Source organism: Actinoplanes sp. KI2, assembly GCF_025630775.1.
GTDB lineage: Bacteria > Actinomycetota > Actinomycetes > Mycobacteriales > Micromonosporaceae > Actinoplanes.
Window position 1 is genome coordinate 1 of sequence record NZ_JAOSZE010000038.1, and the last position, 20411, is coordinate 20411.

General features: G+C 70.2%; 20 protein-coding genes. 7 read left to right on the top strand and 13 right to left on the bottom strand.

All coding sequences use genetic code 11. The features are described from left to right. Nucleotides 1-372 (top strand): cellulose-binding domain-containing protein (locus ODJ79_RS33790; RefSeq protein WP_263027702.1); only part of this gene is annotated, 372 nt, incomplete at its 5' end. 39 nt (nucleotides 373-411) lie between these two features. Here ODJ79_RS33790 and ODJ79_RS33795 read toward each other — a convergent pair. Continuing rightward, nucleotides 412-876: a DUF1772 domain-containing protein gene (locus ODJ79_RS33795; RefSeq protein WP_263027703.1), complete on the bottom strand. Its 465-nt coding sequence runs from the start codon at nucleotides 874-876 to the stop codon at nucleotides 412-414. Between the two features lie 203 nt (nucleotides 877-1079). Between ODJ79_RS33795 and ODJ79_RS33800 the strand changes: the two genes are divergently transcribed. After that, nucleotides 1080-1739, top strand: a complete 660-nt coding sequence (locus ODJ79_RS33800) for a Bax inhibitor-1 family protein (protein WP_263027704.1) — start codon at nucleotides 1080-1082, stop codon at nucleotides 1737-1739. Nucleotides 1740-1754: 15 nt separating this feature from the next. Here the strand turns inward: ODJ79_RS33800 and ODJ79_RS33805 are convergent, their stop codons facing one another. Next, the gene (locus tag ODJ79_RS33805; RefSeq protein ID WP_263027705.1) at nucleotides 1755-3266 is read right to left on the bottom strand and encodes a Na+/H+ antiporter NhaC family protein; all 1512 of its coding nucleotides are present in this window, start codon (nucleotides 3264-3266) and stop codon (nucleotides 1755-1757) included. Between the two features lie 221 nt (nucleotides 3267-3487). Between ODJ79_RS33805 and ODJ79_RS33810 the strand changes: the two genes are divergently transcribed. After that, a complete protein-coding gene (locus tag ODJ79_RS33810; RefSeq protein WP_263027706.1) occupies nucleotides 3488-4468 on the top strand; it encodes a transcriptional regulator TrmB in 981 nt (326 codons plus the stop codon). Between the two features lie 94 nt (nucleotides 4469-4562). On the opposite strand, the gene ODJ79_RS33815 is transcribed toward ODJ79_RS33810, so the two are convergent. After that, nucleotides 4563-4937, bottom strand: a complete 375-nt coding sequence (locus ODJ79_RS33815; protein ID WP_263027707.1) for a YciI family protein — start codon at nucleotides 4935-4937, stop codon at nucleotides 4563-4565. Nucleotides 4938-5090: 153 nt separating this feature from the next. On the opposite strand from ODJ79_RS33815, the gene ODJ79_RS33820 reads away from it, so the two are divergent. Beyond that, on the top strand, nucleotides 5091-5486 hold the full coding sequence (locus ODJ79_RS33820; protein WP_263027708.1) for an ATP-binding protein: 396 nt from the start codon (nucleotides 5091-5093) through the stop codon (nucleotides 5484-5486). Nucleotides 5487-5536: 50 nt separating this feature from the next. Here ODJ79_RS33820 and ODJ79_RS33825 read toward each other — a convergent pair whose 3' ends face one another. From ODJ79_RS33825 to ODJ79_RS33850, 6 genes are all read right to left on the bottom strand, one after another. Beyond that, nucleotides 5537-6169 carry a PilZ domain-containing protein gene (locus tag ODJ79_RS33825; RefSeq protein ID WP_263027709.1) on the bottom strand — a complete coding sequence of 211 codons (633 nt, stop codon included), beginning with the start codon at nucleotides 6167-6169 and terminating at the stop codon, nucleotides 5537-5539. 96 nt (nucleotides 6170-6265) lie between these two features. After that, nucleotides 6266-6682 (bottom strand): RpiB/LacA/LacB family sugar-phosphate isomerase, encoded by a 417-nt coding sequence (locus ODJ79_RS33830; protein WP_263027710.1) that lies wholly within the window; start codon nucleotides 6680-6682, stop codon nucleotides 6266-6268. Between the two features lie 161 nt (nucleotides 6683-6843). Further along, nucleotides 6844-8070, bottom strand: coding sequence for an RNA polymerase sigma factor (locus tag ODJ79_RS33835; protein ID WP_263027711.1), 1227 nt, complete (start codon nucleotides 8068-8070; stop codon nucleotides 6844-6846). Next, nucleotides 8067-8408, bottom strand: a complete 342-nt coding sequence (locus ODJ79_RS33840; RefSeq protein WP_317620726.1) for a YciI family protein — start codon at nucleotides 8406-8408, stop codon at nucleotides 8067-8069. Before ODJ79_RS33840 ends, ODJ79_RS33835 begins: the two co-directional genes overlap by 4 nt. A gap of 70 nt (nucleotides 8409-8478) precedes the next feature. Continuing rightward, nucleotides 8479-9549: a hypothetical protein gene (locus tag ODJ79_RS33845; RefSeq protein WP_263027713.1), complete on the bottom strand. Its 1071-nt coding sequence runs from the start codon at nucleotides 9547-9549 to the stop codon at nucleotides 8479-8481. Nucleotides 9550-9555: 6 nt separating this feature from the next. Continuing rightward, the gene (locus tag ODJ79_RS33850; protein ID WP_263027714.1) at nucleotides 9556-10662 is read right to left on the bottom strand and encodes an SPFH domain-containing protein; all 1107 of its coding nucleotides are present in this window, start codon (nucleotides 10660-10662) and stop codon (nucleotides 9556-9558) included. Nucleotides 10663-10920: 258 nt separating this feature from the next. On the opposite strand from ODJ79_RS33850, the gene ODJ79_RS33855 reads away from it, so the two are divergent. Continuing rightward, a complete protein-coding gene (locus ODJ79_RS33855) occupies nucleotides 10921-12966 on the top strand; it encodes a prolyl oligopeptidase family serine peptidase (protein WP_263027715.1) in 2046 nt (681 codons plus the stop codon). Nucleotides 12967-13109: 143 nt separating this feature from the next. Continuing rightward, the gene (locus ODJ79_RS33860; protein ID WP_263027716.1) at nucleotides 13110-13343 is read left to right on the top strand and encodes a TM2 domain-containing protein; all 234 of its coding nucleotides are present in this window, start codon (nucleotides 13110-13112) and stop codon (nucleotides 13341-13343) included. A gap of 23 nt (nucleotides 13344-13366) precedes the next feature. Here ODJ79_RS33860 and ODJ79_RS33865 read toward each other — a convergent pair whose 3' ends face one another. Continuing rightward, nucleotides 13367-14308, bottom strand: a complete 942-nt coding sequence (locus ODJ79_RS33865; protein WP_263027717.1) for a nucleoside hydrolase — start codon at nucleotides 14306-14308, stop codon at nucleotides 13367-13369. A gap of 90 nt (nucleotides 14309-14398) precedes the next feature. On the opposite strand from ODJ79_RS33865, the gene ODJ79_RS33870 reads away from it, so the two are divergent. Next, a complete protein-coding gene (locus tag ODJ79_RS33870; protein WP_263027718.1) occupies nucleotides 14399-16456 on the top strand; it encodes a M14 family zinc carboxypeptidase in 2058 nt (685 codons plus the stop codon). Between the two features lie 181 nt (nucleotides 16457-16637). Here the strand turns inward: ODJ79_RS33870 and ODJ79_RS33875 are convergent, their stop codons facing one another. The 3 genes from ODJ79_RS33875 to ODJ79_RS33885 form a co-directional block, all read right to left on the bottom strand. Continuing rightward, nucleotides 16638-17639, bottom strand: a complete 1002-nt coding sequence (locus ODJ79_RS33875) for a sugar phosphate isomerase/epimerase family protein (protein WP_263027719.1) — start codon at nucleotides 17637-17639, stop codon at nucleotides 16638-16640. 152 nt (nucleotides 17640-17791) lie between these two features. After that, the gene (locus tag ODJ79_RS33880) at nucleotides 17792-18706 is read right to left on the bottom strand and encodes a sugar phosphate isomerase/epimerase family protein (RefSeq protein WP_263027720.1); all 915 of its coding nucleotides are present in this window, start codon (nucleotides 18704-18706) and stop codon (nucleotides 17792-17794) included. Between the two features lie 517 nt (nucleotides 18707-19223). Continuing rightward, a complete protein-coding gene (locus ODJ79_RS33885) occupies nucleotides 19224-20402 on the bottom strand; it encodes a Gfo/Idh/MocA family protein (RefSeq protein ID WP_263027721.1) in 1179 nt (392 codons plus the stop codon). Nucleotides 20403-20411 lie beyond the last annotated feature (9 nt).

The following is a 20411-nucleotide window of genomic DNA, read 5'->3' on the forward strand; positions in this document are numbered from 1 at the left end:
AACGTGTTCTTCGACGACGGCGACGTGCCACCGACCAGCTGCCGGGTCACGTACCGGGTCGACAGCCAGTGGAACACCACCCCGACATCCGGCGGTTTCGGCGTCACGATGAGCATCACCAACACCGGCTCCACGCCGATCCCGGCCTGGAAGCTGCGCTTCGTGTTCGCCAACGGGCAGCAGATAACCGGCTTCTGGAACAGCACCGTCGCGCAGGACGGTGCCCGGGTGCCGGTGGCGAACGCGTCCTGGAACGCCACCCTCAACCCCGGGCAGACGCTTGACGGCGTCGGGTTCAACGCCACCTGGTCCGGCACGAACAACCGGCCGACCGCGTTCTCGGTCAACACCACCGCCTGCAGCGTCGGGTAGGTGACCGTTCGGGTGGGGGTCCGTGCGGACCCCCACCCGTCAATGCCGGCGGACCGCCGCGACCAGCAGCACCGCGCATCCGGCCAGGCAGAGGACGGTACGGGCGTGGTTCGCCGGTTCCCAGCCGGCCAGGAACCGCGACCAGGTGACCGCGCCGGACTCCAGGCGGTCGTTCAGCGGCACGTTGATCGCGGACGTGACGCCGAGTGCTCCGACGATGGTCAGGGCCGCGCCTGCCAGCAACCACGCGGCGCCGGGCTGCGACCAGGTGGTGAGCGCCCGGACGACGATCGCGACGCAGAGCGCCGAGACACCGAACAAGGCGATCATGAGGGGCGGACGGACCGCGGTGACGTTGAGCGAGCGCATCGCGGCCGCGCCACCCGGCTCCGGCAGCCGCCGCAGACCACTCATGACGAACGCGGAGAACGCGAAGAACACACCGGCGAGCAGCCCGCTCCCCACGGTGGTGGCTGCGGTGAGGACTTCCCAGGTACGACTCATGACTCCATGGGACCGCAGCCGGGTGAGCTGATCCATGCGGCGGACACCCGATTACATACGCGAGCGTCTACCCCGTGCGGACCATGTGACCGCCCGGCCGGGCACCGGCCCGGTCCGTGGTAAGTCATCCCGGGCGGACGGTGTCTCGCCGACCGCTCGGGGTCACAGTGGTAGTCGGACCACCTCGACCTCAGGGGGCTTCGGTGGACAACGCGTACCCATACCAACCGGCCGGTCTCGCTGCCCGCGACCGCGGCCACGTCCTGTTCGCCAAGACGATGGGCTACGTCGCGGCGACCACCGGCCTGTTCGCGCTGGGCGCCTACCTCGGGCGCAATCTGCCCGGCTGGCTGGCGTTCGTCGCCTATCTCGCGTCGTTCGCCGCCCTGATCGGCATGCAGTTCACCGTACGCCGGTCGCGGCAGCAGACCGTGGCGCTGCTCATGGTGTTCGGCCTGCTGATGGGCGTGGCGGTCGCGCCGACGCTGGTCTACTACGCCAGCACCGACCCGCAGGCGTTGTGGCAGGCCGGCGCGGCAACGGCGCTGTTCGTCGCCGGGTTCGGCGCGGCCGGGTACGCCACCCGGCGCGATCTGACGGCGCTGGCCCGGATCTGCTTCTGGGCCCTGGTGGCGCTGCTCGGCTTCGGGATCTTGCTGATCTTCGTGAACATCCCGAACGGCGCTCTGATCTACTCCGTACTCGGCTTGGTGATCTTCGCTGGTTTCATCATGTTCGACTTCCAGCGGGTGCGCCGCTCGTCCGACGTCGACTCGGCACCGCTGCTCGCGGCGTCCATCTTCCTCGACGTCCTCAACGTGTTCCTGTTCTTCCTACGCATCTTCCGCGGCGGCAACCGCTGACCGGACGATCCGCGGTCATCGCGGTTCCGCGTCGTCGGACGGCGCGCCGGCCTGCGCCACGGTCGGCACCTTGAAGCCAATGAAGCCGTAGAGCACGTCGAGGATCGGGCTGAGGATGTTGAAGAAGCAGTACGGCAGGTAGGCGCCGGTGGCGACGCCGAGCACCCCGGCCGTGTACGCCCCGCTGGTGTTCCACGGCACCAGTACGGCCGTGACGGTGCCCGCGTCCTCGACCGCGCGGGCGAGCGTCTGTGGCGCCAGCCCACGACGGGCGAACTCGTCCCGGAACATCCGGCTCGGCAGGACGTCCGCGACGTACACGTCGCCGGCCACCACGTTGAGGCCGATCCCGGTGCTGTTGACGGCGAGGATCAGCGAGCCGCGCCGCTTCGCCCGGGTGACGACGGGTGTGATGATCCGGCGCAGGAAACCGGCGTGCTCCATGATCGCCGCGTACGAGAGGGCGCCCAGGATCAGCCAGACCGTACTCAGCATGCTCGCCATGCCCCCGCGCGTGAACAGCTCGTCGATGACCGGCGCGCCGGACCGGCAGACGAACCCGGTCGCCATGGCCGAGAAGATCGCCTTCAGGCCGGTGGCGATCGGGCCGAGGCTCGGTTCGTGGACGAACGCGGTCACCGCGGCATGTTGGGTGAAGGTGGCGAGAATGCCGGCGAACAGCGCCGACCCGAGCAGCGCGAGGAACGGTGGGATCTGTTTCACCGTGAAGATCAGCAACAGCAGCAGGGGCAACAGGTTGAGCACCGAGAGGTGGAAGACGTTGCCGAGCGCCTCCTGGGCCGCCGCCGTGTCGAGCCGGCCCTGCGGCTGCGCGTTCAGGCCCATGAAGAAGAAGATGACCAGGCTGATGGCGAGCGCCGGGCCCGAGGTCCAGAAGACGTTGCGCACGTGCTGAGCGACGGTGAGGCCGCGCCCGACGAGCTTCGGCACGAGGATCGTGGTCTCCGACAACGGCGTCATCTTGTCGCCGAAGTAGGCACCGCAGATCACCGCGCCCGCGGTCACCTCGACCGGCAGGCCCATCACCTTCGACATCCCCACGAACGCGACGCCGAGGGTCCCGGCCGTGGTCCACGAACTGCCGGTGATCAGGCCGACCGTGGCGCACACCACCGCGGTCGCGAGGTAGAACCAGGTCGGGCTCATCAGGCGGATGCCGAAGTCCACCACGCTGGGAATCGTGCCCGCCATGTTCCAGGTGCCGATCAGCGCGCCGATCGCGAGCAGCATGAAGATCGGTGCCATGGCCGTGGTGACGCCACCGATCGCCGCGTCGGCCACCGCTGTCATCGCGAAGCCGTTCTTCAACGCGACCAGGGCGGCGAAGGCGGCGCTCAGCAGCAGCGCCACCTGCAACGGCCCGTCCATGGCCTGCGCGCCGAACAGGACGATGGTGGTCGCGAGCAGCGCGATGAGCACGACGACCGGCAGTACCGCGTCGAGCATCGTCGGTGGCCGGCCCGCGGGGTCCGGCGCCCGGTCAGCCTCGGTACTGCGGTTGTCCATGGGCGCTGCCCCCGTGTCGTACCAGCCCGTCCGAGACGACCGCCGTCCGCTCCCACGATCTGTGATGCACCGTTGCCGGTCCAAGGCCGAATTTTAGGTGCTTTCAGAAAGCGCCGGGCTCGAACCACCCGAATTCGTCCTCGGTGGGCGGCATTAGGCAACGAGTCGCCGAGTAGCGCATACTCTCTGCGCAGCGACAGGTGGAGAGGAGACGGCCACCGATGCTCGGCGCTCTGGGCCTGACCCCCGAACACGAAGCGGTCTACGGCGTGCTCGCCGGGCGTGCCCAGGCCGACCTGGCCGAGCTGGGCGAGGCTCTGCAGGTGCCCGCCGCCACGGTCGAGGCCACGCTGTCGCACCTGATGGCGTTCGGCCTGGTGAAGTCCACTCCGGACGGTGCCTTCGCCGCGGCGCCGCCCGCGATCGCGCTCGGCGCCATGATCAGCGAACGGCGGGCGGAGCTGCGCAGCGCCGAGCTGGCCCTGGTCACCCTCGCCGAGGAGCACCGCAAGGCGATGGCCGGCCGCACCATCAACGAGCTGATCGAGGTGGTCACCGGCGTGGAGGCGATCCGGCACCGGTTCGCCCAGGTGCAGCACGCCGCCCGCACCCAGGTTCGCAGCTTCGTCACCAGGCCCTTCGTCGCCGTGCCGCCGGGCGCCAACCCGGTGGAGTCGCAGCTGGTCGCCCAGGGCGTCCGGTACCGCGTGGTGATCGACCAGCCGGCGCTCTCCGAGCCCGGCGTGGCCGCCGAGACCAGCGTGTCCCTGCGCGACGGGGTCGAGGTCCGGGTGACCGAGTCGCTGCCGATGAAGCTGATCCTGGCCGACGCCGAGCTCGCCCTGGTCCCGTTGACCGCCACCGCCGGCGAGGAACCGGGCGCGGTGCTGCTGCACCGCTCCGGGCTGCTCACGGCGATGGACGCGCTCTTCGAGATCGTGTGGCGGCACGGATACCCACTCGACGCGTCGGCGCTCGGTGATCTGACCGCGGAGGACGCCCGGGAGGCGGACGCGCCCACGGCACTGGACCGCAAGATCCTGGCGCTGCTGCTCGCCGGCCTCACCGATCAGGCGGTCGCCGGCCAGCTCGACCTCTCGCTGCGCACGCTGCAACGCCGCCTGCGCCACCTGATGGACCTGGCCGGCGTGCAGAGCCGGATGCAGCTCGGCTGGTACGCCGCCCGGCACGACTGGGCCTGACGGCCTGCGAAACCTCCTGAGCGGTACGCCGCCGGGGTCGTGAGCCGGCCAGGCGCGGGGACCGGGCTCCACTTCGAGCCCGATCCCCGGAGGGTCACCGTCGCTGCTCGATCTGGCGCAGCAGCGCCTCGCTCTCCGGATCGGGCAGGACCTCCCGGACCTCTTGCGCGCAGCGGCAGGCGACGGCAATCTTGGCCGCCCACGCCAGCGCCTCCTCGCGCGAGGCCACGTCGACGACCGCGAACCCGCCGAGGACCTCCTTGGTCTCCGGGTACGGGCCGTCGGTGACCATCCCGTCGGTGGACACGATGCTCGCCTGCTGCCGTTCGATCCCGAGGCCGAACACCCACACGCCGGCGCTCACGGCCTCCTCGATCACCGCGCGCGCGGCCTTGCCGACGTCGGGCATGTCCTCGGCGGGGATATGGTCCATCGCGCCGTCATTGAACGAGATCAAGTATCGCGTCATCCCATGCTCCCTTGTCCCGGCGGCCGCCGCCGACCGCTCTCGCCTGAGCTACGAACGACTCGGCCCGGATCCGACGCTATGCCACAGATTCCGGAGCGTGGGTGTCCCCCGAACGGGGGGAGTGTCATCGCGCCCGCTGGGTACGCACCCGGGATGGACGTATTGCGGCTGTCCTTCACCGATGCGGTGGAGATCGCGTCGATCCGGGGCAGAGCGGTCGAGGTGCTCCGCGGGCAGCCGGTCGAGGTGGTCGACGACGTGATGGTGGTGATCACGGAGTTGGTCGCGAACGTCGTGCAGCACACCGACCGCGGCGGCCATCTGAACCTGACCCCTGGGAAGGGCGTCGTGCAGGTGGAGGTCCACGACCACAGTCGCTCGTTCCCGCAGCTGCAGCGGTCCGATCCCCGCCGACCGGGCGGGCGCGGCCTGCTGCTGGTCGCCGCCCTCGCCCAGGCCTGGGGAAGCCGGCCCACGGCCACCGGCAAGGTGGTCTGGGCCTGGGTCGCCGTGCTGGCCGAACCGTCACCCACACCGTCCGGCGGGTGACCGAGCTCAGCCCTCCTGACGCCGGCCGCTCGGGCGCCGCGACGCTGGGGTCAGAGGTCGTCCTCGGAGTTGCGGCGACGCTCGGCGATCTCCCAGGCGTAGACGTACTGGCGGATCAGCTGGGCGGTCTTCTCGTCGGCGCGGAAGATGACCACCATCTCCCAGCCGGACCCGAGGTAGGCCTCGCGCAGCCGGTACACCGTGCCGGTGACCTCGACATCGACGTTGTTGAGCTGGAGCCAGGCCGACATCGGGTCGCCGACCTTGATCCGCGGCTTCATCGAGAGCCGGCAGCGCAGCCCGCCCTCGCTGATGTCGAGCAGCCGCCCATCGAGCAGCTTCTCCTCGAGCTCGGCGCCGAGCTGCACCTCCGGGCCGCCGCCGCCGCGGACGAACTCACGGCGGTTGCCCGGCTGCGGCTCGCCGGTGGGCAGGAGCCGCCACTGGAACGGCGCGCTGTCGGTGATCTCGACGAGCTGACAGGGCAGAATGATCCGGGTACGCGGCTGCGCCCAGAAGACCTCGATCTCCTGCCCCGGCCGGGGTACCTCGGTTCCCGTCGTCTCGAGCGGCGCCGCGACGCTCAACACCTCGTTCTCCACGCCCTCGAGCCGAGAGCGGTAGTTGGTGTCCTCGGCGTGCACCAAATACATGGTCGTCCCGAGACGAGGAAGCTCTGCCACGACGATCTCCTGAAACGAAAAGGGCCTGTCGGCGGGTAGGAGTCGGCCCCAGAGCCCCCGACCTGAGCCAAATTCACATCCGGAGTTCGGCTCGCCTCACAGGTGTTCCACAGCGGCGATGTTCCGGGCCTCCTCCGGGTCGGGTTCCGGCGTGTCCAGGAACGCTCGCAGCACCTCAACCGCCACGTCCGGCGCCAGTCGTTTCAGGCTCATCGCCAGCACATTTGCGTCGTTCCAGAGTCGCGCGCCGCGGGCTATCCAGGGGTCCCACGCGAGCGCCGCCCGGACGCCGGGAACCTTGTTCGCCGCGATCGCCGTGCCGGTGCCGGTCCAGCACATCACCACGCCGTAGTCGGCTCGGCCCTCGACGACGGCACGGCCCACGAAACGGCCCAGATCGGGCCAGCTCTCCGGCGCTTCCGGGCGGATGAGCTCGTGGCCGCCCTCGGTCAGGGCCGCGACGACGGCTCGGGTCGTCTCGTTCTCGTCGTCGCTGGCGAACGCTACCCGCATGCCCGCAGCCTATGCCGCCCGCGGCGAAGCGGCCGACGACGCCGGCGGCCCACCCGCCGCCCCGGCGACCCCACCCGCGGGGCGACCCAACCGCCCGGCGACCCAACCGCTTGGCGACCCAACCGCTTGGCGACCCACCCGCTGGCGGCCTACGACGCGCTTCAGCGGCGGGCGGGCAACTGGTCGCGGCGGCGGATCAGGTAGGCGGTCTCGCCGCTGTTGGCGGCCAGCTCGATGGCCCGGTCGTAGGCCGCCCGCGCCTGGTCGCTGCGGCCCAGCCGGCGCAGCAACTCGGCGCGGGCGACGTGGAAGGCGTGGTAGCCGTCCAACGGCAGGCCGTCGACCTCGGCGAGCGCGACCGACGGGCCGTCCAGCTCGGCGAGCGCGATCGCCCGGTTCAGCCGGACGATCGGCGACGGGTCGAGGCGGGTCAGCTGGTCGTACAGCGCCACCACCTGCGACCAGTCGGTGTACCGGACGTCGGGGGCGGAGGTGTGGACCGCGTTGATCGCGGCGAGGATCTGGTAGCGGCCGGGCGGCCGGCCGGCGTCGAGACAGGCGCGCACCAGCGCGTGCCCCTCGGCGATCAGCGCGCGGTCCCAGGCGCCGCGGTCCTGATCGCCGAGCGCGACCAGCTCGCCGGTCGCCGACAGGCGCGCCGGCCCGCGGGCCTCGGTCAGCAGCATCAGCGCCAGCAGGCCGGCGACCTCACCGTCCGCGGGCATCAGGGCGCGGACCAGCCGGGTCAGCCGGATCGCCTCGGTGGTCAGGTCGGCGCGGATCGGCTCCTTCTCCGGGTCGGACGCCAGGTAGCCCTCGTTGAAGATCAGATAGAGCACGGCGAGCACCCCGGTGACGCGCGCCGGAAGATCTTCACGGTACGGAATCCCGTACGGGATCCTCGCGTCTTTGATCTTTACTTTCGCCCGGGTGATGCGCCGGCCCATCGCGGTCTCCTGGACCAGGAACGCGCGGGCGATCTCGGGCACGGTGAGCCCGCCCACCATGCGCAGGGTCAGCGCGACCCGCGACTCCATGGCGAGCGCGGGGTGGCAGCAGGTGAAGATCAGGCGAAGCCGATCGTCGTCGATGGCGCCGAACGGCTCCGCGGGCTCGGACCGCAGCATCAGCGCCTCCCTGTGCTTCTCCTCCCGCCTGACCTCGCGGCGAAGCCGGTCGATGGCCTTGCGGTGCGCGGTGGTGGTGAGCCACCCGCCGGGATTGGGCGGAACGCCCGCGGCCGGCCAGTGCTCGACGGCGGCCGCGAACGCCTCGGCGGCCGACTCCTCGGCGACGTCGAGGTCGCCGATGCGGCGCGCCAGGGTCGCGACCACCCGGGCCCACTCCTCGCGATGGACCCGGGCGATCACCTCGCCGACGTCGGTCATCCCGCCAGGAACGGCCGGAGCTCGATCCGCCGGTGGCAGCTCCTCGACCCCTCGGCGGCCAGCCGGAGCGCCGCGTCGAGGTGCGGTGCCTCGATGATCCAGAAGCCGACGACGTGCTCCTTCGACTCGAGGTAGGGCCCGTCGGTGAACACCGGCTCGCCGTGCCTGCCGTCCACGACGGTGGCCGAGGCGGGCGACGCGAGGCCACCCGCGAAGACCCAGTTGCCGTCGGCTCGCAGCTTCTCGTTGAAGACGTCGATCGCGGCGTCCTCCGCCGGCGTGGCGGTCACCGGGCCGATCGAGTCGTCGTGGAGCACGGACATCAGGTATTGCGCCACCGGGATCATCCCCTCGTCGTTCGGTCGCCCTCATCCCTTGCTACGAATGCGGCCGCCGCGATCCGACACCTCAGGACTGTTTGTTCATGGCGATCAGGACGACGATGACGACGATGACCAGGATGGCGGCGATCACCGCGGCGGCGATCTTGGCGGCGCTGTACGGGCGCTCGCCCGCAACCTCGCCCGTACGCCCGTTGACCAGGATGTTGTAGGTCTTACCGGCGTGCAGGTAGCAGGCGATCCAGACCGGCAGCAGCATCAGCTTGAAGGTCACGTCGCCGTACTGGGTGTCGACCTGGTGCACCCGCTGCTCGTCGCCGCCGATGTCGTCCCGGCAGTCCCCTTCGATGATCGGCGCCATCCGCGACTTCGCCGTCTCGAGCCCGCTCTCCGGCTCGACGTCGTAGCGCAGCGTCTCGTGGCCGGCCAGGTATTCGGGACGGTACGGCTCGGACTCCGGCAGCGGCCACGGCTCGAGCTTGTCCAGGTGTTTCGGGGCGACCCGGGTGGTGCCGGTGATCAGCACGTCGTCGAAGTCGCGGGCCACCGTGCCGCTCGCCGACGACCAGCGCGTCTTCTGCACCTGGCGGGTCCTGGTCTCGCCGTCCTCGGTGTAGGTCTCGGTCACCCAGTAGTGGTCGCCGCGCTCGCCCCAGTAGTTCGACACCGTGCGGGCGTCGTACGTCCAATGGGGCAAATATGTGCTGTGTGACGATTCGGCCGTGGTGACCTTCTTCAGCCCGTTCGGCGCGAACCACCGCGACGACGTCCAGGCCTTCAGCGCCTCGCGCAGGGCCGGCCGGTCGACCCCGAACGGCAGCACCGCCTCGGGCATCACCATGTCGCCCGAGGAGACGTCGGCGACCAGCGGCGCGCCGCAGAACTGACAACGGTCGGAGATCTTGTCGCTCTGCGTGATCGCGCCGCAGCCCTTGCAGGTGAAGACGTGCGGCGCCACCGTCGCGACCGGCTTCCGGGGCAGGCCGGCGAACTGCGCGTACGAGTGCTCGCGGATCTGCTGGCCGGTGGGCGCGAGTGGGGTCTCGGCGCCGCAGTACGGGCACTTGAGCACGGTGGTGCCGGGGGCGAACTCGACGTTCGCCCCGCAGTTGGCACACGGGTACTGCGTCTGGGTCATCGGCGGTCAGCCCTGCGGCGGGAGCGGCGGGGGGACCTGGGCGAAGATGCCGCCCAGCTCGGCGACCTGGCCGGCGGCGGTCCAGCCCGCCATGCCGTTCTTCCAGACCAGCGTCTCGCGCCGCAGCGTGCCGGATGAGACCATCGCGGCCAGACCGTTCTGGTCGTACGGGCCCTGCTGCTGGCCACCCACGCCGACGAACCACTCCGCGGCGTTGGGCAGCGGCGGCGGCCCGGAAGCCGGCGGTCCGGAAGCCGACGGCCCGGAAGCAGCCTGGGTCATCCGCTGGGCGGCAGCCATGCCGAGGCCGAAGCCGAACGCCTCGCCCGCACCGCCGGTGTTGTTGGCGGCGTCCTCCATCGCGTTCGCGGCCTGGAACTTGGTGTAGTTGTCCAGGTTGCCGACCACGCCGATCGAGGTGCGCTTGTCCAGCGCCTCCTCCACCTCCGGCGGCACCGAGATGTTCTCGATGATGAACTTCGGGATCGCGATGCCGCTCGGCGCGAGCTCGTCGGTGAGCACCGCGGCGAGCGTGGCGCCGATCGCCTGCTGCCGCGCGGCCAGGTCGAGCATCGGCACGTTGGCCGTGGCCAGGGCGCTGCCGAGGTGGCTGACCACCATCTGGCGCAGGTATTCCTGCACCTCCTCGGTGCGGAACTGCGGGTCGGTGCCGACCAGCTCGCGCAGCAACGCGGCCGGGTCGGCGACCCGCATGGCGAACGCGCCGAACGCGCGCAGCCGGACCATGCCGAACTCGGCATCGCGCACGATCACCGGGTTCTGGGTGCCCCACTTCATGTCGGTGAACTGCCGGGTGTTGACGAAGTACACCTCGGCCTTCCACGGCGACTCGAAACCGTACTTCCAGCCCTTGAGGGTCGAGAGGATCGGCATGTTCTGCGTGGTCAGGGTGTGGGTGCCCGGCGTGAAGACGTCGGCGATCTGGCCCTCGTTGACGAAGACGGCCACCTGCGACTCGCGGACGACGAGCTTGGCGCCCATCTTGATCTCGTTCTCGTACCGCGGGAACCGCCAGACGATGGTGTCTCGGCTGTCGTCGAGCCACTCGATGATGTCGATCAGCTCACCCTTGAGCTTGTCCCAAAGACCCATCCGGACTCCTCGACGTCGTCGCCAAGCGCGATCATCGCGCGGCGACGACGCTATCAACTCGCCGCCAGCACCGTCGCTCGGCCTATGCAGAGAGAATCGCCTGATGGGGTGGGCCGCGGAAGGCTTTCCCCCATCCGCGACTGCCTGATTCCGGACACTGGCCCGCCGACAGCCGCCGGGGCCGGTGATCGGGCGCCGCTTGGCAACGGGGTCCGGACGGTGCGATTGTCGAGCTATCGATCGACGCCGGGGGTGGCTGTGTCCGACGACCCGTACCGCTGGCTCGAATCGCTGGACGCGCCCGAGGTCGCGCGCTGGGTGACCGCCCGCAACGCCGAGACGCTGGCCGGGCTGGGCGGCGAGGGCTTCGCGCGCCGCCGGGACGAGATTCGGGAAGTGCTCGACAACAAGGACCATGTTCCGTGGCCGGGGTGGCGCGGCGACGGTCTCTACTACAACTTCTGGACGGACGCCGACCATCCCCGTGGGCTGTGGCGGCGCACCACACCGGACCAGTACCGCCTCGACCAGCCCGAGTGGGACGTGCTGCTCGACCTGGATGCGCTGAACGCGGCCGAGGGCGAGAGCTGGACCTGGGCCGGGGTGACCGTGTTGCGCCCGGCGTACGACCGCTGCCTGATCAGCCTCTCCCGGGGCGGCGCCGACGCGGTCGTGGTCCGCGAGTTCGACCTGGCGCGCCGGGCCTTCGTCGAGGACGGGTTCACCCTGCCGGAGGCGAAGAGCTCGGTCGGCTGGATCGACGCCGACACCATCTACGTCGCGACGGATTTCGGGCCCGGTTCGCTGACCGCGTCGGGCTATCCACGCATCGTCAAACAATGGCGACGCAGCACTCCCCTGTCCGCCGCGGAACCGGTGCACGAGGCGGGTACCGGCGAGCTCGGCGTGAGCGCCGGCCACGATCCGACGCCGGGATTCGAGCGGGACCTGGTCACCCAGTTCCTGGACTTCTACCGCGCAAAGCATTTCCTGCGTACGCCGGACGGCGCCCTGGTCCGGATCGAGGTCCCGGACGACGCCTGGATCGACGTGCACCGGAAATGGCTGCTCATCCGGCCTCGGTCCGCGTGGCTGACCCATCCGGCCGGCACGCTGCTGGCCACCGAGTTCGACGATTTCCTCGGTGGCGGACGGGAGTTGACCGTTCTGTTCCGGCCGGACGAGCACACGTCGCTCGACACCTGGGCGTGGACGCGGAACCACCTTCTGCTCGTCACCCGGACCGACGTCAAGAGCCGGGTGCACATCCTCTCCCCGGAACCGGCGGGGGCGACGGGCTGGCGGCGACGGCAGATGCCCGGCCCCGGCGAATTCGACGACATCGGCATCGCCGACACCGATCCGGACCGCAACGACTCGTACGCCATCCGCTTCTCGGGGTATCTCCGGCCCGCCACCTTGGGCCTGGCCACGGTCGGGGAGGACGAGAAAATGGCGATCCTGAAGAGCGAGCCGGCGTTTTTCGACACCGACGGCCTGGCGGTGCGGCAGTTCTTCGCCACCTCCGCCGACGGGACGCAGGTGCCCTATTTCGTGGTCGGGGGCGAACACCCCGGGCCGACCCTGCTGACCGGGTACGGCGGCTTCGAGATCTCGATGACCCCCGGCTACGACGGCGTTCTCGGGCGGGGCTGGCTCGCCCGCGGCGGCGCCTACGCGGTCGCGAACATCCGCGGCGGCGGCGAATACGGTCCGGATTGGCATCGGGCCGCGCGGCGGGAGAATCGGATCCGGGCGTACGAGGACTTCGCCGCGGTCGCCGCCGACCTGGTGAGCCGGGGCATCACGACGCCGGACCGGCTGGGCATCAGCGGGGACAGCAACGGCGGGCTGCTGATGGGCGTCATGCTGACCCGGCATCCGGAGCTGTTCGGCGCCGTCGTCGCCTCGGTGCCGCTGCTCGACATGCACCGCTACACCAAGCTGCTCGCCGGCCATTCCTGGATCGCCGAGTACGGCGACCCCGATGACGAGGCGGATTGGGCGTACCTCCGGGAGTATTCGCCGTATCACGCCGTGCGGCCCGGGCAGCCGTACCCGCCGGTCCTGTTCATCACGTCCACTCGGGACGACCGGGTCCATCCGGCACACGCGCGCAAGATGACGGCCCGGCTTCGGGAGTACGGGTATCCGGTCAGCTATTACGAGAATGTGGAGGGCGGCCACGGCGCGGCCGCCGACAACGCGCAGGCCGCCACCCTGGACGCGCTGGCCCAGGAGTTTCTCTGGCGCACGCTCAGCCCGCCGCACGCGCCGCGGTCGTGGCCATCGCCGTCGCGGTGATCACGGCGCGATAGCCTGCCGCCCACTCACCGTCATCTTTGCCCTTCCGAGCAGAATTCGCGGGCCCGCATATTGCCCAAGACCGTGGAATACCGCTATCTTGCATCGCCTTCGACGATTTTCGAACTGGGAGATAAAGCGAAATGACCGCCACCGAAACCCCGGCCGCGACCGGCTCGAAGTCCTGGATCGCCGCGCTGCTGCTCTGCTTCTTCGTCGGCTCCTTCGGTGTTCACCGCTTCTACGTCGGCAAGATCGGCACGGGCATCCTCATGCTGGTCACCTTCGGCGGGCTCGGCATCTGGACGCTGATCGACTTCATCATGATCGCGATCGGCAAGTTCTCCGACAAGCAGGGCAACGCGCTCGCCCGCTGACCCTCGGCGGTGACCGGGCGTCCTCAGGGCGCCCGGTTCAGCCGGCCCACCGCGTCCATCAGCAGCCGCCAGAAGGCCTGCACGTCCAGTCCCACCGCGACGTCCGCGTTCGGGGAATGCCCGGTGCGGCGATGCAGATCCACCACGGTCGCGCCGCGGGTGTACGCCCCGCCCAGCTCGACCAGGACCGGCGCCTCGACCGTTCGCACGAGCGACGGCTCGAGCACCGCGGCCACGGCGATCGGGTCGTGCACTGGCGGATGCGCGAACCCGAACACCCGGCGGTAGGTGCTCGCGAAGAACGTCATCAGCTCGGCGCAGATCACGCCGAGCCGGGTGCCCATCGCCAGGAACTCGGCGATCACCTCGTCGGTCGCCAGCGCCTGGTGGGTGACGTTGAGCCCGATCATCGTGACCGGCAGGCCGGACCGCAGCACGATGTCGGCCGCCTCGGGATCGGTCGCGATGTTGAACTCGCCGTACGGCGTCGTGTTGCCCCGCTCGGTCGAGCCGCCCATGAAGACCACCCGGCGCACCCGGGGCATCACCTCGGGATGGCTGCGCAGCAGCAGAGCCACATTGGTCAGCGGGCCGGTGGCGATCAGCGTGACCGAGCGGTCGGAGCCGGCGATGAGCCGGCGCGTCAACTCGATCGCGTGCACGCCGGCGACCTCGGCGACCGGCACGTCGAGCTCCGGACCGTCGAGCCCGGACGAGCCGTGGATGTCCTCGGCCACGGTCAGCTCGCCGACCAGCGGGCGGTCGCTTCCGGCCGCGACCGGCACGTCGACCGCGCCGGCCAGGGCGAGGATCCGCAACGCGTTACGCGTCGTCTTGTCGAGCGTCTGGTTGCCGGCGACGGTGGTGACGCCGAGCAGCCGCAGCCGGGAGTCACCGGCCGCCAGCAGCAACGCCAGCGCGTCGTCGTGCCCCGGATCGCAGTCGATGATCACCGGTTCGGCCATGAGATCCCCTGCCCGCTTCGAAGGTGATTGACATCTATCGATGATGACGATGGGCTGATAGCGACATCCTTCGATGACGCAGGAGGTTCGATGTCACCTCGGGCCCGGTGGACGGCGGCGCTGGCCGTCGCCCTCCTCATCGTCGCGCTCGCCCCACAACCGGCGAACGCCGCCGCGCCGATCGATCTCGGCTCGGAACACGCCCTCATCCGCTTCCGCCTTCCCGACGAGGCCGCCCTGCGGCGGCTGGTCGCGGACGGCGCCGACATCGCCGCCCGGCCGAAGACCTCGGCGGACGGCGCGATCCTCGCCGACCTGGTGGTCGACCAGGCGGAACTGACCGCGCTCACCAACTCCGGTGCCCAGCCGACGCAGGTCATCGAGCGGGAGTCGGACGGCATGGCCCGGATCGCGCAGAGCCGCGCCAAGATCGCCGTCGCCGGCGCCGACACGCTGCACTTCCTGCAGGCGTACTGGTGGACCACCAACGGGCACACCTTCCTGCAGACGCAGGTCACCACCACCGCCACCGACGACCCGGACGTGGAGATCACGGTCAGCTGGCGAACGGCGGACGGCGCGACCGGGTCGTACCCGCTGATCCGCTTCGAGGACTCCGGCGAGTATCAGTACCACTACGCGCTCCCGCAGTCGCTGCCCGGCCGGCCGACGCAGGTCACCGCGGTGTCCAGCCTCGGCGGGCAGACCCGGGCGACCACACCGGCGGTCTGGCCGAACGCCACTCCCCCGGCCGAGCCGACCGGCTATCAGAAGGACTTCGTCGAGGCGTACATGACGCCGACCGACATCGCCGCGCGCATCAAGCGGCTCAAGCGGCAGTACCCGGCGCTGGTCGACGTCATCGACCTGCCGAACCGGACCCAGGGCTATCGGCGGACGGCGGTGGCCTACCTCGGCGATCCGGCCGTCGCCGCGGTCGTCGTCGAGTCGGTCAAGTTCGGCGATCAGGGAATGAACGGCGTCCAGGTGAAGACCGTCGATCCCGGGAAACCGAATCGGCCGTTGTCCGCCACGTACCAGGACCGGGTCTTGACGTTGAGCTTGGCCACCGATGCCGGCGGCAAGACGATAAGCACGACCGACGATGTCGCCGCCTTTGTCACCGCCAAGTACCCGCAGCGGTTCCGCGCCTTTGTCGAGGACGGTTCGGCCGGGCTGGTCATGCCGATCGCCGGGCCGGTCCGGCTCGACGACGGGCTGAAAGGCACCGAGGTCACCAAGAAATCGTGGACGGTCCAGGCGCTGCGGATCGGCAAGGTGCGCGACGGCTCCAAGATCGGCGTGCTCGCCTACAGCCAGGAGCATGCCCGGGAATGGGCGACGCCGCTGGTCACGCTGGAGTTCGCGGAGCGGATGCTGGCCAACTACACCACCGATCCGGCGACCCGGCAGCTGGTGGACTCGGTCGACATCTTCGTCATTCCGACGGTGAACCCGGACGGCGCCAACTACACCTTCAACGACTACAACTTCCAACGCAAAAACCTGGTCAATCACTGTACGGGTACCAGCCGCGACCCCAAGTACCGCGATTCCTGGGGCGTCGACGTGAACCGTAACTACTCGGTCGGTTCCTATTTCGACGGTTACGTCGGCGGCAGCCCGAACTGCCTTTCCGGCACCTACGCCGGCACCGCCGAGCATTCCGAGGCGGAGAGCCGCAACGTGATCGCCCTGGCGAGCGCACACCCGAATATCAGGTTCGCGCTGAACGTGCACAGCTACGGCGGGTACTTCATGTGGCCGCCGGGCGCGTACAAGGCGGACGGGCGGATCACGCTGCCCCGGCCGTCGATCGACGAGTCGAAGTTCTTCCTGGACAGCGCGCGCCGGATCGTCGGGGCGATCGCGTCCTCGCGCGGCACGGTGACCTGGCCGGCCTACACCGGGCCGGTCGCGGACGTGCTGTACTCGGCGGGCGGCAACTCGGCCGACGAGCTGTACTACGACCTGGGCATCGACGCCTGGGACTTCGAGGTCGGCAACGACATCTGGAACGACCAGACGCAGGAGTGGGACGGCGTCGGCTTCCAGCCCCCGTTCCCGGAAGCCCACGCCGAATCCCAGGAGTACGCCGGCGGCCTGGTCGAACTGGTCCGCATCGCAAGCGAGCAGCCATCTCAGTAGGAGGAGTGGCAGCGTCGGCGCGGCCATTGCTGTGGACTCCATACCACGGAGCTATCCGCGCGATCGCCCGTCAATGAGTTGGGCCCGGTTTTCGGCTCCGCGGGGTTTGCGGTGCTGAAAACCGGGCCCAACTCATTGACCTCAAAAGGCGATCGTCGCCCGCGGAGCGAAGCGGAGCCAGCTAGCTCCGGAAAGCCGCGTCGAAGGCTGCCGAGGGCGCGTCGAAGGCCAGCCGCCGCACGAACTGCAACGCCTCGGGCGCCCCGACCAGGCGGTCCATCCCGGCGTCCTCCCACTCGATCGAGATCGGCCCGGTGTAGCCGATCGCGTTGAGCGCCCGGAAGCAGTCCTCCCACGGCACGTCGCCGTGCCCGGTCGAGACGAAGTCCCAGCCCCGGCGCAGGTCGGCCCAGGGCAGGTGCGAGCTGAGCCGGCCGCGCCGCCCGTCGCCGGTGCGGACCTTCGCGTCCTTGCAGTCGACGTGGTAGATGAGGTCCCGGAATTCGAGGATGAAGTTGACCGGGTCGAGGTCCTGCCAGACGAAGTGGGACGGGTCCCAGTTGAGGCCGAAGGCCGGCCGGTGCCCGATCGCGTCCAGGGCCCGGCGGGTGGTCCAGTAGTCGTACGCGATCTCGCTGGGGTGCACCTCGTGGGCGAACCGCACGCCGGCCTCGTCGAAGACGTCGAGAATCGGGTTCCATCGGTCGGCGAAGTCCTGATACCCGCGATCGATCATCGCCGAGGACGCGGGCGGGAACATCGCGACCGTGTGCCAGATCGAGGAGCCGGTGAAGCCGACGACCGTCTTGACGCCCAGTTTGGCGGCGGCGCGTGCGGTGTCCTTCATCCGTTCCGCGGCCCGCTCGCGGACGCCCGAAGGTTCGCCGTCGCCCCAGATCGCGGCGGGCAGGATGTCCTGATGGCGCTCGTCGATCGGGTGGTCGCAGACCGCCTGCCCGACTAGGTGGTTGGAGATCGCGAAGACCTGCAAACCGTGCTTCTGCAGAACGGAGCGTTTGCGGTCGATGTAGTCGGGCTCGGCGAGCGCCCGGTCGACCTCGAAGTGATCGCCCCAGCAGGCGATCTCGAGGCCGTCGTAGCCCCACTCGGCGGCCAGCCGGCACACCTCGTCGAAAGGCAGGTCGGCCCACTGGCCGGTGAAGAGCGTGATGGGTCGGGCCATGTCGTTCTCCCTGATCGCAGCCGGAATCGGCGGACGGCGAGGGATACCGGCCGGACAACCACGGGCCACCACGAAGCGTCTTGAGGCCGGCCGGGTCTGCGCCTCCCGATCGGCCGCCGATAAGGCAGCGCCAGGGAAACCTTATCGAAAATTCAGCGGGCGGGGCAGGGTTCGTTCTCCGGCGCGAGGCCGAGGGCGGCCAGCTCCGCCAGGAGGTACGCGAGATCGCCGGCCACCTGGTCGGGACCCGGGTCGAGCACCCGGGACCGCAGGGTCAGGTACTCGGTGAGAGGCCCGCCGGCCCCGAACACGTGCCGCAGCGCGGACCGCCACGCCTCGGTCGTCCCGCCCGGCACCGCGGCGAGGCGTACCTCGATGATGGACAGCCCGGCGTCGGTGAGCGACTCGATGCCGGCGGCCGGGTCGGGCCACGTGCGCGCCACGTGACCGAGGTCGAGGCAGACGCCGAGCCGCTCCTTGTCGAGGCGGCTGAGCGCGGCCACGGTCTGCTCGGCGCTGTCCAGCACGCAGCCGGGCTCGGGCAGGAAGCCGACCCGCACCGCCCGCCCGTTCTGCCAGGCGAGGTCGGCGAGGCCGGCGGTGAGGCGGCGCAGGATGCCGGCGCTCGCCTTGTCCTCGGCCTCGGCCCAACCGGCCCGGGGGCCGAGGCCGATGCTGCTGACCGCGCCGCGCACGGCGTCCTCGTCGAGCAGGTCGAGCAGGATGCGGGCGAGGTCCAAGGTGTACTCGCGGCGGGCGGGTTCGGTCCATGCGGGGGACCGCTCGCCGCCACCCTCGCCGAAGGGCGCGCCGCTCAACGTAACGACCTCGAGGCGGCGGGCGTCGAGCTCGGCACGAAGCCGGGTGCGGGCGCGGCTCTCGACGGCCAGGGTGGCGGCGAGCGCGGGGGAAAGCCAGAGGTTCACACCGAGCGCATCCACGCCGAGGCGGGCCCGGACGGCGCCGTACGTGTCGAGCTGCCGGACGATGCCCGGTAGATTGCTCTCCGGTCGGGCGACCGCACAACTGAGGTGCACGATCCGCCCGGAAGGATGTCTCAGCCGCATCAGAGTCCTCCCCGGGCGTGCGAGCGGGTGCATCTGCACGTGCATCCGCGCGTGCTAAGGCGTCCAGTATGGACCATGCGACGCGCGCGCCTCGATGCACGCGGCGCGGTCCGTCGGGTTGACATGACGCCTCCATCCATGGGGTCCACCTGCCCTCGGATACGAGCGTCAGGTGTCCCCAGGATCAGCGGCGTACGTACCGTGCGACGCGGTGACCGGCGGGAACATGATCCAAGACCGCCTCAATCATCGGTCATGGTGGATGCTTGCGGCCAGGGTGACCTGCCGGTAGATACGCATTCGGGTAGCCGCACCAGGCCCCGGAGAGCGCTATCTATATGCGCTATATGCACGTTCGGACATGCACGCGACGCTCACCCGTGCGGGAAGACACCGACGATGCAGAAACGAAAAATCTTGCGGCAGGCGGCCCGGGGCCGCCTGCCGCAAAGTCCCGTCCCGGGCCGGCCGGCGCGGGGCGCAACCGCGCCGTCCCTCGCCGGCCCGCGACGGACGTCTATTCGATGACCTGCTCCACCTTCGTCCACTGGGCCGAGGCGGCCGACTGGGACACCGCGTCCAGCACCAACTGCACCTGCAGGGCGTCCGAGAAGGACGGAGCCGGATCGGCGCCGACGCCGATCGCCTCGATCAGGTCGCGCATCTCGTGGGTGAAGGTGTGCTCGTAGCCGATCGGATGCCCGGCCGGCCACCACGCCGCCATGTACGGGTGCATCGGCTCGGTCACCAGGATCCGGGTGAAGCCGCGCTCGGCCTCGGGCAGCGTGGCGTCGTGGAAGGACAGTTCGTTCATCCGCTCGAAGTCGAACGCCAGCGACCCGAGCGAGCCGTTGAGTTCGACCCGCAGCCCGTTCTTGCGCCCGGTGGCGAACCGGGTCGCCTCGTACGTGGCGACCGCTCCCCCGCTGAGCCGGGCCAGGAACAACGCGGCGTCGTCGACCGTGACCTCGCCGAACTCGGTGCCGTCGCCGGCGGCGGACAGCCCGGACGAGGCGGAGGGCAGCGGCCGCGACCGGACGAAGGTCTCGGTCAGCGCCGACACCGACGCGATCGACTGCCCGGTCACGTACTGCGTCATGTCGATGATGTGCGCCCCGATGTCGCCGAGCGCACCCGACCCAGCGACCTCCTTGCGCAGCCGCCACACCAGCGGAAAGGACGGGTCGACGATCCAGTCCTGCAGGTACTGGGCTCGCACGTGGCGGAGCACGCCGATCCGCCCGTCGGCGACCATCCGCCGCATCAGCTCGACCGCCGGCACCCGCCGATAGTTGAAACCGCACATCGCCCGTACGCCGTGTGTCCGCGCAACCGCGGCGGCCGCGGCCATCTCGCGCGCCTCGGCCACGGTGTTGGCCAGGGGTTTCTCGCACAGTACGTGCTTGCCGGCGGCGAGCGCGGCCAGCGCGATCTCGGCGTGCGTGTCGCCCGGGGTGCAGATGTCGATGAGGTCGATGTCGTCCCGTTCGACCAGTGCCCGCCAGTCGGTGGTGTGCGACTCCCAGCCGAGCTTGGCGGCCGCGGCCGCGACCCCCTCCGGGGAGCGGCCGCACACCACCGACATCCGGGCCGCCAGCGGCAGGTCGAAGAAGTGGTTCACGGTGCGCCACGCCTGCGAGTGCGCGGCGCCCATGAACGCGTAGCCGACCATGCCGACCCGCAGCTGTTCCGACATGAGAATCCC

Excerpts from the sequence above, each read along its gene's own strand:
- ODJ79_RS33795 (WP_263027703.1), bottom strand. The coding sequence starts at position 876 with ATGAGTCGTACCTGGGAAGTCCTCACCGCAGCCACCACCGTGGGGAGC.
- ODJ79_RS33805 (WP_263027705.1), bottom strand. The coding sequence starts at position 3,266 with ATGGACAACCGCAGTACCGAGGCTGACCGGGCGCCGGACCCCGCGGGC.
- ODJ79_RS33810 (WP_263027706.1), top strand. The coding sequence starts at position 3,488 with ATGCTCGGCGCTCTGGGCCTGACCCCCGAACACGAAGCGGTCTACGGC.
- ODJ79_RS33815 (WP_263027707.1), bottom strand. The coding sequence starts at position 4,937 with ATGACGCGATACTTGATCTCGTTCAATGACGGCGCGATGGACCATATC.
- ODJ79_RS33820 (WP_263027708.1), top strand. The coding sequence starts at position 5,091 with ATGGACGTATTGCGGCTGTCCTTCACCGATGCGGTGGAGATCGCGTCG.
- ODJ79_RS33830 (WP_263027710.1), bottom strand. The coding sequence starts at position 6,682 with ATGCGGGTAGCGTTCGCCAGCGACGACGAGAACGAGACGACCCGAGCC.
- ODJ79_RS33835 (WP_263027711.1), bottom strand. The coding sequence starts at position 8,070 with ATGACCGACGTCGGCGAGGTGATCGCCCGGGTCCATCGCGAGGAGTGG.
- ODJ79_RS33845 (WP_263027713.1), bottom strand. The coding sequence starts at position 9,549 with ATGACCCAGACGCAGTACCCGTGTGCCAACTGCGGGGCGAACGTCGAG.
- ODJ79_RS33850 (WP_263027714.1), bottom strand. The coding sequence starts at position 10,662 with ATGGGTCTTTGGGACAAGCTCAAGGGTGAGCTGATCGACATCATCGAG.
- ODJ79_RS33860 (WP_263027716.1), top strand. The coding sequence starts at position 13,110 with ATGACCGCCACCGAAACCCCGGCCGCGACCGGCTCGAAGTCCTGGATC.
- ODJ79_RS33865 (WP_263027717.1), bottom strand. The coding sequence starts at position 14,308 with ATGGCCGAACCGGTGATCATCGACTGCGATCCGGGGCACGACGACGCG.
- ODJ79_RS33870 (WP_263027718.1), top strand. The coding sequence starts at position 14,399 with ATGTCACCTCGGGCCCGGTGGACGGCGGCGCTGGCCGTCGCCCTCCTC.
- ODJ79_RS33875 (WP_263027719.1), bottom strand. The coding sequence starts at position 17,639 with ATGGCCCGACCCATCACGCTCTTCACCGGCCAGTGGGCCGACCTGCCT.
- ODJ79_RS33880 (WP_263027720.1), bottom strand. The coding sequence starts at position 18,706 with ATGCGGCTGAGACATCCTTCCGGGCGGATCGTGCACCTCAGTTGTGCG.
- ODJ79_RS33885 (WP_263027721.1), bottom strand. The coding sequence starts at position 20,402 with ATGTCGGAACAGCTGCGGGTCGGCATGGTCGGCTACGCGTTCATGGGC.